This is a genomic window from Pseudomonas sp. GM33 (assembly GCF_000282295.1).
In the GTDB taxonomy this organism is placed as follows: domain Bacteria; phylum Pseudomonadota; class Gammaproteobacteria; order Pseudomonadales; family Pseudomonadaceae; genus Aquipseudomonas; species Aquipseudomonas laurylsulfatiphila.
In genome coordinates, this window is sequence record NZ_AKJO01000063.1 from 1 (window position 1) to 11139 (window position 11139).

General features: G+C 58.3%; 13 protein-coding genes. 3 read left to right on the forward strand and 10 right to left on the reverse strand.

The window, feature by feature from the left end; all coding sequences use genetic code 11:
• Nucleotides 1-180 precede the first annotated feature (180 nt).
• Entirely contained in the window at nucleotides 181-858 is a 678-nt protein-coding gene (rnt, locus tag PMI26_RS21805; protein ID WP_007972317.1) for a ribonuclease T, read from the reverse strand.
• Nucleotides 855-1901 carry a dihydroorotase gene (pyrC, locus tag PMI26_RS21800; protein WP_007972318.1) on the reverse strand — a complete coding sequence of 349 codons (1047 nt, stop codon included), beginning with the start codon at nucleotides 1899-1901 and terminating at the stop codon, nucleotides 855-857. The genes rnt and pyrC overlap by 4 nt, the downstream gene beginning before the upstream one ends.
• A 159-nt stretch (nucleotides 1902-2060) precedes the next feature.
• Between pyrC and PMI26_RS21795 the strand changes: the two genes are divergently transcribed.
• Both PMI26_RS21795 and PMI26_RS21790 read left to right on the forward strand, forming a co-directional pair.
• Nucleotides 2061-2966, forward strand: coding sequence for a flagellar protein MotY (locus tag PMI26_RS21795; protein WP_007972319.1), 906 nt, complete (start codon nucleotides 2061-2063; stop codon nucleotides 2964-2966).
• A gap of 129 nt (nucleotides 2967-3095) precedes the next feature.
• A complete protein-coding gene (locus PMI26_RS21790) occupies nucleotides 3096-4313 on the forward strand; it encodes an argininosuccinate synthase (RefSeq protein ID WP_007972320.1) in 1218 nt (405 codons plus the stop codon).
• A 149-nt stretch (nucleotides 4314-4462) separates the two neighbouring features.
• Here the strand turns inward: PMI26_RS21790 and PMI26_RS21785 are convergent, their stop codons facing one another.
• Nucleotides 4463-5173 carry a hypothetical protein gene (locus PMI26_RS21785; protein WP_007972322.1) on the reverse strand — a complete coding sequence of 237 codons (711 nt, stop codon included), beginning with the start codon at nucleotides 5171-5173 and terminating at the stop codon, nucleotides 4463-4465.
• Between the two features lie 474 nt (nucleotides 5174-5647).
• Between PMI26_RS21785 and PMI26_RS21780 the strand changes: the two genes are divergently transcribed.
• The gene (locus PMI26_RS21780; protein WP_007972324.1) at nucleotides 5648-6274 is read left to right on the forward strand and encodes a response regulator transcription factor; all 627 of its coding nucleotides are present in this window, start codon (nucleotides 5648-5650) and stop codon (nucleotides 6272-6274) included.
• A 77-nt stretch (nucleotides 6275-6351) separates the two neighbouring features.
• On the opposite strand, the gene PMI26_RS21775 is transcribed toward PMI26_RS21780, so the two are convergent.
• The 7 genes from PMI26_RS21775 to PMI26_RS21745 all read right to left on the reverse strand — a co-directional run bounded on the left by PMI26_RS21775 (nucleotide 6352) and on the right by PMI26_RS21745 (nucleotide 11039).
• Nucleotides 6352-6531 carry a PA3496 family putative envelope integrity protein gene (locus PMI26_RS21775; protein ID WP_007972325.1) on the reverse strand — a complete coding sequence of 60 codons (180 nt, stop codon included), beginning with the start codon at nucleotides 6529-6531 and terminating at the stop codon, nucleotides 6352-6354.
• Nucleotides 6532-6637: 106 nt separating this feature from the next.
• Nucleotides 6638-7276 carry an endonuclease III gene (nth, locus tag PMI26_RS21770; RefSeq protein ID WP_007972326.1) on the reverse strand — a complete coding sequence of 213 codons (639 nt, stop codon included), beginning with the start codon at nucleotides 7274-7276 and terminating at the stop codon, nucleotides 6638-6640.
• A gap of 25 nt (nucleotides 7277-7301) precedes the next feature.
• Nucleotides 7302-7886 carry an Rnf-Nqr domain containing protein gene (locus PMI26_RS21765; RefSeq protein ID WP_007972328.1) on the reverse strand — a complete coding sequence of 195 codons (585 nt, stop codon included), beginning with the start codon at nucleotides 7884-7886 and terminating at the stop codon, nucleotides 7302-7304.
• Entirely contained in the window at nucleotides 7879-8490 is a 612-nt protein-coding gene (locus tag PMI26_RS21760) for an RnfABCDGE type electron transport complex subunit G (protein ID WP_007972330.1), read from the reverse strand. Before PMI26_RS21760 ends, PMI26_RS21765 begins: the two co-directional genes overlap by 8 nt.
• Entirely contained in the window at nucleotides 8487-9473 is a 987-nt protein-coding gene (locus PMI26_RS21755; RefSeq protein ID WP_007972332.1) for an RnfABCDGE type electron transport complex subunit D, read from the reverse strand. Before PMI26_RS21755 ends, PMI26_RS21760 begins: the two co-directional genes overlap by 4 nt.
• Nucleotides 9460-10473, reverse strand: a complete 1014-nt coding sequence (rsxB, locus tag PMI26_RS21750; RefSeq protein ID WP_007972334.1) for an electron transport complex subunit RsxB — start codon at nucleotides 10471-10473, stop codon at nucleotides 9460-9462. The genes PMI26_RS21755 and rsxB overlap by 14 nt, the downstream gene beginning before the upstream one ends.
• On the reverse strand, nucleotides 10470-11039 hold the full coding sequence (locus tag PMI26_RS21745) for an electron transport complex protein RnfA (RefSeq protein ID WP_007972336.1): 570 nt from the start codon (nucleotides 11037-11039) through the stop codon (nucleotides 10470-10472). The genes rsxB and PMI26_RS21745 overlap by 4 nt, the downstream gene beginning before the upstream one ends.
• Between the last annotated feature and the right edge of the window lie 100 nt (nucleotides 11040-11139).

The following is an 11139-nucleotide window of genomic DNA, read 5'->3' on the forward strand; positions in this document are numbered from 1 at the left end:
TGCTAGGTTTTCACACAGCCTGATCGAGGCCGGTTTTTTTATGCGCGTAAATAAATCTGCGACTGAAATCCCCGTAGGAGCGAGCCCGCTCGCGATGGAGTCAAGAACACCGCGGGGAACCAGAACGCCCGCGTCATCGTTCACGACCATCGCGAGCAGGCTCGCTCCTACAGATAGCCATCAATCGTTGAAATCTTCCCAGCCACCCATCTGTTTCCAGCGATTGACGATGCCGCAGAACAGTTCTGCCGTCTTCTCGGTGTCATAGCGCGCCGAGTGGGCCTCGCGACCGTCGAAGTCGATGTCCGCTGCCTGACACGCCTTGGCCAGCACGGTCTGGCCGTAGGCCAGGCCCGCGAGCGTCGCGGTATCGAAACTGGAGAACGGATGGAACGGATTGCGCTTCATGTCCAGACGCGCAACCGCCGCGTTCAGGAAGCCCAGGTCGAAGCTGCTGTTATGCCCGACCAGGATCGCCCGTTTGCAACCGTTGGCCTTGAGGGCCTTGCGCACGCCGCGGAAGATATCGTTCAGGGCGGACTCTTCACTCACGGCCATGCGCAGCGGGTGATCGAGCTTGATCCCGGTGAACTCCAGGGCCGCCGCTTCAATGTTCGCGCCTTCGAATGGCTCGACACGGAAGAAGTAGGTGTGGTCCGGGTAGACAAAACCCTTTTCATCCATGGCGATGGTGGTCGCGGCGATTTCCAGCAGGGCATCGGTGGCCGAGTTGAAGCCACCGGTTTCTACGTCGACGACAACCGGCAGGTAACCACGAAACCTGGCAGCCATTGGATGACGGGAGCCGCCACCGCCGCCATTGCCTTCCAGTTCGTCGTCGAAATGGTCTTCACTCACGCGTGTTCCTCCAGCAGGCGCCAGCGCAGTTTTTCACCGGCGCGCAGCGGGATAACGGTCAGCTCGCCAAACGGCAGGCTGGCAGGGGCGGTCCATTCTTCGCGGACCAGGGTGATGCGATCGGTGTTGGCCGGCAGGCCATAGAAACGCGGGCCGTTGAGGCTGGCGAAGGCTTCGAGTTTGTCCAGCGCATTGCGCTGTTCGAATGCTTCGGCGTACATCTCGATCGCCGCATAAGCGGTGTAGCAGCCGGCGCAACCGCAAGCGGCTTCCTTGGCGTGCTGGGCGTGGGGGGCCGAGTCGGTGCCGAGGAAGAACTTTTCGCTGCCGCTGGTGGCGGCGTCGAGCAGGGCTTCCTGGTGCGTATTGCGCTTGAGGATCGGCAGGCAGTAGAAATGCGGCCGAATCCCGCCCACCAGCATGTGGTTGCGGTTGTACAGCAGGTGATGCGCGGTGATGGTCGCGCCCACGTTGGCCGAAGCCGAGTTGACGAACTGCACGGCGTCAGCGGTGGTGATGTGTTCGAACACCACCTTGAGCGTCGGGAAACGCTCGACCACACGACGCATGTGCTCGTCGATGAAGATTTTCTCGCGGTCGAACACGTCGACATCGCCACGGGTGACTTCGCCGTGGATCAGCAGCGGCATCCCGACTTCGGCCATGGCCTCGAGCGCAGGAAAAATCTTGTCGATGCTGGTAACGCCAGAGTCCGAGTTGGTGGTCGCGCCGGCCGGGTACAGCTTGGCGGCGTGCACGAATCCGGTGGCCTTGGCCTCACGGATCTCTTCAGGCTGGGTGCGGTCGGTCAGGTACAGGACCATCAGCGGCTCGAACGGGCTGCCGGCCGGGCGGGCAGCGAGAATCCGCTGGCGATAGCCGTCGGCTTCGGCCGCGTTGCGCACTGGTGGAACCAGGTTGGGCATGATGATGGCGCGGCCAAAGGTGCGCGCAACATCCGCGACGGTATTGGTCAACACGGCACCATCGCGAAGATGAATGTGCCAGTCGTCGGGACGCAGCAGGGTCAGGCGGTCGGACATGAGGGGATTCCAGGCGGGTCAAACTCAAGGGAATGCTACCGGAAAAGACTCTTGCAGGCACTCGCTATCAAGTTTTGCCGCCAGCTTCCGATATCCAACAGGTATGCCGTAAACATGTGTGTGTCGGTCTTTTTGTTGTAGAAGCCAGTGGAGCCTCCCGTGCGCCAGCGTTATTTAGCCTTGCTCAGTGTGTTTGCCAGCCTTCCCGCGATGGCGCTCACTTTTCAGACACGCCTGGAGAGCATTGAGTGGACGGTCGAAGGCGACAGGTTCGAATGCCGTCTGGCGCAGCCGATTACCGACTTCGGTTCGGGTGAGTTCGTGCGCAAGGCCGGTGAGCAGGCAACGTTTCGTCTGAAAGCCTATAACCCGATGATGGGCGGAGGTTCGGCGACCTTGCTGGCCGCTGCCGCACCGTGGCAACCGGGGCGTGACGATATCAACCTGGGCACGGTGAGAATCGGCAGCGGCAACGTGTTGTTCAACAGTTCACAGGTGCAGGCCGGACGCCTGATCAGTGGCCTGATGGATGGTCGCAGCCCGGTGGTTCGCCATTCCTCGAGAGATGGACGGGTGTCGGAAGTGCGCTTGCTGCCGGTCAGGTTCACCCAGGCGTTTGCCGATTATCAAGGCTGCGTGGCCAAACTGTTGCCGCAGAACTTCGAGCAGGTGAAACAATCCCAAATCGGCTTCCCCGATGGCGGAATCGAGCTCGACAGCGCCGCGAAAGCCAAGCTGCAGGTCATGCTGGAGTACATGAAGGCTGATCCGACGGTCAATCACATCGAGCTCGACGGTCACTCCGACAACAGCGGCAATCGCCTGACCAATCGCGACCTGTCGCGGCGCCGGGCCCTGGCAGTGATGGAGTTCTTCAAGGCCAACGGCATCCAGGAGTCGCAAATCACCCTGCGTTTCCATGGTGAACGTTATCCGCTGGCGCCCAATACCAGCAACGCCAACCGTGCGAAGAATCGTCGGGTTGCGGTACGTCTGGAGCGGGGAGCGCCCGCGGAACAAGTCGCCCCGCAAGCGACGAAAGCAGCCACTTCGGCAACTTCCTGACCCTTCGGTCATCGTCGCGCTCTCGACAGATTCTGTCGCTTGGTCGTCATAAGCTGTCGCGCCTCTGTAAATTATCCTGCATGAGCGGTAGACTTCACGGCTTTCCGTAGAACCCCGTGGAGTGATGGCATGGCGGACGTAAACAAGGTCGTTCTGGCGTATTCCGGCGGCCTGGACACTTCGGTGATCCTCAAGTGGCTGCAGGATACATATAACTGTGAAGTGGTGACCTTCACCGCTGACCTGGGTCAGGGCGAAGAGGTCGAACCTGCACGCGCCAAGGCTCAGGCCATGGGCGTCAAAGAGATCTACATCGACGACTTGCGCGAAGAGTTCGTGCGCGATTTCGTTTTCCCGATGTTCCGCGCCAACACCGTCTACGAAGGCGAGTACCTGCTGGGTACTTCCATCGCTCGTCCGCTGATCGCCAAGCGCCTGATCGAAATCGCCAACGAAACCGGCGCTGACGCCATTTCCCATGGCGCCACCGGCAAGGGCAACGACCAGGTTCGTTTCGAATTGGGCGCGTATGCCTTGAAGCCTGGCGTGAAAGTGATTGCTCCCTGGCGCGAATGGGACCTGCTGTCCCGTGAAAAGCTGATGGACTACGCCGCGAAGCACGCGATCCCGATCGAGCGCCACGGCAAGAAGAAATCCCCATACTCCATGGATGCCAACCTGCTGCACATCTCCTATGAAGGCGGCGTGCTGGAAGACACCTGGACCGAGCACGAAGAAGACATGTGGCGTTGGACCGTTTCCCCGGAAAACGCTCCAGACAAGCCGCAGTACCTGGAACTGACCTACCGCAACGGCGATATCGTCGCGCTGGATGGCGTCGAAATGACGCCGGCCACCGTGCTGGCGACCCTGAACCGTATCGGTGGCGAGCACGGTATCGGCCGTCTCGACATCGTCGAGAACCGCTATGTGGGCATGAAGTCCCGTGGCTGCTACGAAACCCCTGGCGGCACCATCATGCTGCGTGCCCACCGTGCGATCGAATCGATCACCCTGGACCGCGAAGTGGCTCACCTCAAAGACGAGTTGATGCCCAAGTACGCCAGCCTGATCTACACCGGCTACTGGTGGAGCCCTGAGCGTCTGATGTTGCAACAGATGATCGATGCGTCCCAGGTCAACGTGAACGGCGTTGTGCGCCTGAAACTGTACAAGGGCAATGTGATTGTCACTGGCCGCAAGTCCGACGACTCGCTGTTCGACGCCAACATCGCTACTTTCGAAGAAGATGGCGGCGCGTACAACCAAGCGGATGCTGCTGGCTTCATCAAGCTCAACGCCCTGCGCATGCGCATTGCGGCGAACAAAGGCCGGAAGCTGTTCTGAGACCTTTGAACTCGTGATGGAAACCTGACCTCGTCCTCGACGAGGTCAGGCACCTGAAAACGGGGTGTGATGCCAGTTACTGCGTTGTCGGTGATATTCGTTGCCGCTGACGGTTTCCTGTCTTGCTCCTTCCCATGGCCTGTCCTGCTCTACGCGTTGTTGTTTGCCGGTTGTCCGGCTTGATCAATGACCGTCAACCGGTGCGAGACCGGATCGTAGGCAATGTAAAAGGCGGGGCAGTGCTTCCTGGTCTGCCTGGAATGCTTGAGCGCACTGGCCTTCAGTAAAGTCTCTGAAATGGCACAAGTGACAAACAGAATCACGTACGCCATCTTTTCCCGCGGTTTCTGGATTTTTTCCAGCAGCGTTTCAAATTCGACCTCCTGGCTCATCCAGCGTGTATCAACGATGCAAAGGTCTTTTACATATTCCGGTAGCTGAAGTTGATGCTGAACGTAGACGGTGCTGTGCAGACCTATCTCCGTTGGCGGGTCCTGCGCGCCGCAGGGCGACTGAGCTGACGACTGGCCATTCGTTGACGTTTCCATAGCGGGGTTCGCGGACGGCTTCCCGGATACTTTTTTTTCCGACCGCCCAGCATCTTCCATTACCTTCATGAAATGTTTTCCCTTTTCAAAGTCGGAAGGCGCATACAGTGATCGGTAGTTGAAGTTAAGTGTCGCGAAAAAAAGCAAAAGTAAATAAAACGGAAAGCTGATCAGAAACCAGACATAGAGTTCTCTTTCCTCTTGGTTAAGAAAAGGCAGAGAAACGGCGGCCGAAGTTTCAGAGAGTGCTGCGAATATCGCAATGATAGTCATTGGGTTGGTGATTAGCTTTCTGTCATGTTCTGTGCTCATGTTGAATTCTCATTTGTTGAGTATTTTTTGAAGTATGGTTGATGTAGTTGCTTTAGGGTTTTTTTGAGGATTGCTGGTGGTGTTTTAATGATTGCTCAAAAAATATAATTTGCTGTAAGAGTAATTGGATGTCTGGTGTGTGATATTTCTGGTGTGAATGTTGAATGTGAAAATACCAGTTACGTTTTAGCGCAGAAGTGGATACTTGTGTTTGTCAGGGCCCAGCTGTTCGCGCTGGCTTTTGGAAAATTCTGGTTGTAAATCGATTGAGCTGATTGCTGAAAACTGCGCCGCCATGACGTTGATACAGTTTTCAACTCCTTCCGTTCGAGGGATTTTTGTAGGAGAAATCCGTGTTGTTTGTAGGGTATGTCTCTTGGTGTGGGTGGTTGGAAGGGGCGACATGCCATGGGTGAAACGACTAGGCTATTGTGCGGGCTCTAAAAATTCGAACAGCGAAAATTGGACTTGCCCATGAATAAAGTGCTGATCGTGGATGATCACCCCGTCATTCGTCTTGCGGTACGTATGCTAATGGAACGTCATGGCTACGAAGTTATTGCAGAAACCGATAATGGTGTGGATGCACTGCAACTAGCCCGTGAACTTACGCCGGATATTGTCATTCTGGATATCGGGATTCCGAAGCTGGACGGATTGGAAGTCATCGCGCGTTTGTCGTCGACCTCAATGCCGATGAAAGTGCTGATCCTGACTTCCCAGGCACCGGGGCATTTTTCCATGCGTTGCATGCAATCCGGTGCAGCCGGTTATGTCTGCAAACAGCAAGATCTGACGGAGTTGCTCAGTGCAATAAAGGCCGTGTTGTCAGGCTACAGTTACTTTCCCAATCAAGCCTTGCATACCGTGCGTTGCAGTTTGGGGAACGCCAGTGAGGCGGACATGGTTGATCGGTTGTCGGGGCGGGAAATGATGGTCTTGCAGCAATTGGCGAGAGGGAAGACCAATAAGGAAATTGCCGATGGAATGTTTTTGAGCAATAAAACAGTCAGTACTTACAAGACCCGCCTGTTGCTCAAGCTCAATGCACGGTCCCTGGTCGATTTGATCGAACTGGCACAACGCAATGGTCTGGTGTGATGGCGTATCTGTGCGACGGGGGGGGTACCGAAGTATGGCACTTAAAAAAAGCCTCCGTTTCGGGAGGCTTTCAGGTGTCATAAGTCAAAATCGTAGTCGGCCAATTGCTTTTGCAGTCGGCGCTCCTCCAGCAGATTGTCGATGGTGCGGCGTTTGCTCAGATTAGTTTTCGCTACTTCAACCACCGGCTCGGCGTCATCGGTTTCGGCGGTGGTGAAGTCGTCTTCTACGTCCAATTGCTCTTTGCCAGTACTCATTTAGTTGCTCCAGGCTAAGAAGGCCTTTGGCGCTCCTTATATCGACAATCTCCCGGCGGGTAAAAAAGATTTTTTCAATCGACAAATCAGTAATTCTAATAGCGCCTCAATCATCGGAGGTTTTGTGCTTGTATTCGCACAAGTCTTCGATCCGGCAGCTTCCGCATCGGGGCTTGCGGGCGAGGCAGACATAGCGGCCGTGAAGGATCAGCCAGTGATGGGAGTCGAGCAGGTACTCCCTGGGCACGAATTTCATGAGTTTTTTCTCGACTTCCACCACATTCTTGCCGGGCGCAATGCCGGTGCGGTTGCTAACCCTGAAAATGTGCGTGTCGACAGCCATGGTCAGCTGACGGAATGCCGTATTGAGTACCACATTGGCGGTTTTGCGGCCGACGCCGGGCAGCGCTTCCAGCTCTTCGCGGGTTTGCGGCACTTCACCGGCATGACGCTCGACCAGCAAGCGGCAGGTTTCGATCACGTTTTTCGCTTTGCTGTTGTACAGGCCGATGGTCTTGATGTACTCCGACAGTCCCTCGACACCCAGGGCGTGGATCGCTGCCGGGGTATTGGCAACCGGGAACAGCTTGGCGGTGGCCTTGTTGACGCCGACATCGGTTGACTGCGCCGAGAGAATCACGGCAATCAGCAATTCGAACGGTGAGGAATAGGCCAGTTCGGTCTTGGGTTCCGGGTTGTCTTCGTGCAGCCTGCGGAAAATTTCCAGACGTTTTGCGGCATTCATGGGCAGTGCGTTTCCTCGTAGGCAATCAATGGGTGGGTTTGGGGCGCCAGGCCTGCCAGGCGGCGATCAGCAGTCCGAGCAGAATGAACCCGCCAGGGACCAATGTGGCCAGGCGCAGACCGCCATCGGCCACCAGCACCCAGCCTTGCCAGTCAGCTTGCGTTGCACCGGACAGCCACGACAGTCGGTTTCCGAGGGTTGCGTTGCCGATGAGTTCGCGCAGCAGTCCCATAACGATCATCAACGTGACAAACAGGCTACTGAGTCGCAGGCGCTGGGGCCAGCCGTTCTGAAAGTACCCGGTGTGCTCCAGTACGACGCATTGCAATGCGATCATGGCGCCATAAAACCCCAGATGCTGCTGCCATTGCAGCGACCAGACTTGTGCCATGAGTTCCGCGCAACTGGTGAGCGTGGCGGCCAACAGAACGCTGGCCGTCAAGCGGGCCGCCGGGACCAGTCGGGGTCGCAGGGCGCCCATGGCCAGGCTGAACAACTGGGTCACCACCATGAACATCAGGCACAGGCCAAGTGCGGCCATCAGCGAGTGGGTGGCGCCGATCAGCGGCGTCAGCATCAGGGCGTTGCGCAGCGTCGATGAGTTATCCATGGGCAGGGTTCCCGAGCAGTTGCCGCCGGTGTTCATCAAAGTAGCGCAAGGCGTCGTGCACGGCATTGATCACCGCTCTTGAAGTGATGGTCGCACCTGCGATCTGATCGAACTGCCCCTGATCCTTTTTCAGCGCCCAACCGCTGTCACCGGGCTCTGTTCGGGATTTTCCGGAAAAAATCTGCAGCCAGTCATTGGGCCAGTCGGCGATCCGTGCCCCCAGCCCAGGTGTTTCCGCTTGTTTGAGGGTTTTGACGCCCAGCAACCTGCCATTGGCATCGACAGCGATCATTAGCTCGATGGCGCCGGCGTAGCCGAGGGTTTGACTGCGCAGCAATACCGAGACGGGTTGGTCGCCCCGTGTCGCCAGATAGCCACCGAGCAAGGTGCTGTTTGCCAGGGTGGTTGTTTCGATCCAAATGGGGTGGTCGAGTGGTTGATTGTCGTAGCTGTCTGACGGTATCAGGTCGAGCAGATTCCGGCTGTCGAGCAGGCGCTGTTCGGCTGCAATGCGCGGCGCGCTGCCGAGTTGCACGAAGTACGTCACACCCATGCCGAGCGCGGCCAACACCAGCAGAAGCGTGATGCTTGATGTCCGGCTCATGGCGCCTCCGGCTGTTGTCTGGCCGCCACGAACCGCTCCAGCGCCGGCACGCACAGGTTCATCAACAGCACGGCAAAGGCGATGCCGTCCGGATAGCCGCCCCAGGTACGAATCAGATAAGTCAGGAGCCCGACGCCGACGCCGAACAACAGTTTTGCCCCAGTGCTTCTGGCGCCGGATACCGGTTCGGTAATGATGAAGAACGCCCCCAGCATGGTCGCACCGGTCAGCAGGTGAAACAGCGGCGAGCCATGGGAGTCGGAGCCCGAACCGTTCCAGCACAGCAGGCTGATGACGAACAGGCTGGCCAGCATGCCGACCGGGGCATGCCAACTGATCACTCTTCGTTGCAGGAGAAACATTCCGCCCGCCAGAAACGCCAGGTTCACCCACTCCACACCGCGTCCGCCGTAGTGGCCGAATGCCGGATTGCCGGCAAACAGTTCATCCATGGTCAGGCTTTTGTTGATCCGCAGGCTGTCCAGTGCCGTGGCCTGCACCCACGCATCCGGTGACTGGCCGACACCGAACACTTGCTGCAAGCCACTCAACAGGTCCATGCCATGAGGCGATGGCCAATGGGTCATGGGTTGGGGGAAGGCCACCAGCACCAAAGCAAATCCGAGCATCGCCGGGTTGAAGGGATTTGAGCCGACGCCGCCATACAAGTGTTTGCCAAAGATCATCGCAAAGGCAGCGGCACTGAGGGGCAGCCACCATGGGCAGTAGGGCGGCAGCGCCAGAGCCAGCAAGGTGGCACTGACCAGCGCGCTACCGTCACTCAGGGTTGGCACCAGCGGTCGCTTGCGCCATTGCACGACGGCCGCTTCAACGACCAGCGCAGCAGCGGCCGCCAGAACCAGGTTGATCAGCACGCCCCAGCCGTATAGCCAGAACGCGGTGAGCACTCCCGGCAGCGTAGCCAGCAGCACCAGCTTCATGGCCTGCTGCAGGCGCTCATCAACGGTTTCAAGGGCTGGCATGGGCGTTCACCTGGCGTTCGGCTTCGCCGAGTGCGCGCTCCAGGGCTTCGATGTGCTCCGCCGGTGCTTCGTTGGCCTGAGCCTTCTTGAGTTCGGCACGGCGCATGGCCAACTGGATCTTGGCCCGTTTCAGATCGGCATCATTTGACGACACCGTTGCGACCGTCGGCGCAGTGGCAGGTGGCGCGGCGCTTTCCAGTTGCGCCAGGTTTAGTTCGGCGTCTTCGAACTGCTGTTGCAGGACAATCAACTGCGATTGCTGTTCGAAGGTCGGTGGATGTCCGAAGGCTTTCAGCGATTTGTGCAGCTGGGCCCGACTCATCGCCACATCGATCTTCGCCTTTTTCAGCGCGGCATCGGCAGTGGCGGCTTTCTGTGCACGGACGCGCTCGAGGGCTGCCTGTACCGGGTCGACTGCCGCTTCGCTAGGTTGCGTGGCACGTTGCCGGGCCTGGCGTTCGGCGATTTTCTGTTGCTCTTCGCGCTGCAAGCGGGCATTGCGCTGTTCGAAGCGGCGCCGCGCGTGATCGCGCTTGAGGGTACGGGATTGCTGCGCTTGCGGTGTGAGGGCCAGGCCCCCGACAACTGGCAATACAGTGTCCAGCGGCAGCGGGCGCATTTCGATGCAGTCCACCGGGCAGGGTGCTACGCAGAGGTCGCAACCGGTGCACTCATCGATGATCACCGTGTGCATCAGTTTGGCCGCCCCGACGATGGCATCGATCGGACAGGCCTGAATGCATTTGGTGCAACCGATACACTCGGCTTCGCGGATATAGGCGATTTGTGCAGGTGCCGAGCCGCGAGTGATGTCCAGCTCCAGCACCGGCACCTTCAGCAACTCGGCCAGGGCCGCGATGGTTTCGTTGCCGCCGGGCGGGCACTTGTTGATCGGCTCGCCGCTGGCAATGCCTTCGGCGTACGGCTTGCACCCAGGGTGGCCGCACTTGCCGCATTGGGTTTGCGGCAAGAGTGCGTCGATGAGTTGAATCAGACTCATGTTTTGATCAGTCCGCTGAATCCGAGAAAAACCACTGCGATCAGGCCGGCACCGATCAGGTCGATCGGCAGGCCGCGAAAGGGCAGGGGCACATCGTTGTCGGCCGTGCGTTCACGCAAATCAGTGAACAGGCTCAACACCAGCCAGAAACCCAACCCGGCACCCAGGCTCAAGGCTGTGGCGTGAAACAAGCCTTTGTCCTCCTGAACATTGAGCAAGGCCACGCCGAGTACGCCGGCATTGCCCAGCAGCAACGGCCAGAGGCCTTCGAACGACAGTGTCGAAAACACCCGCGCCAGCAGCTTCAGCAACGGGCCGATCAGCAACACGCTCAATGGCAGAAACACAAACAGACGCAGCGTCGTCAATTGCAGCGGCATCAGCAGCCAGTGATAGAGCGCGTAGCCGAGCATGCCGACGATCAGCATCAGGCATGTCGTCGCAATGCCCAGGGCATGGACCTGACGGCGCTGACCGGCCAACAGCGGATCGACGCCCAGCGGCCAGTGCAACACGAGGTTGTTGATCAGGGCTGTACTGATAAGCGTCAGAAGTGTTTCGGTCATGATCGTCCCTATCCGATGCTGGATAACTCTGTAGGAGCTGCCGCAGGCTGCGATCTTTTGATCTTGCTCTTACAAAAGCCAAGATCGCAGCCTGCGGCAG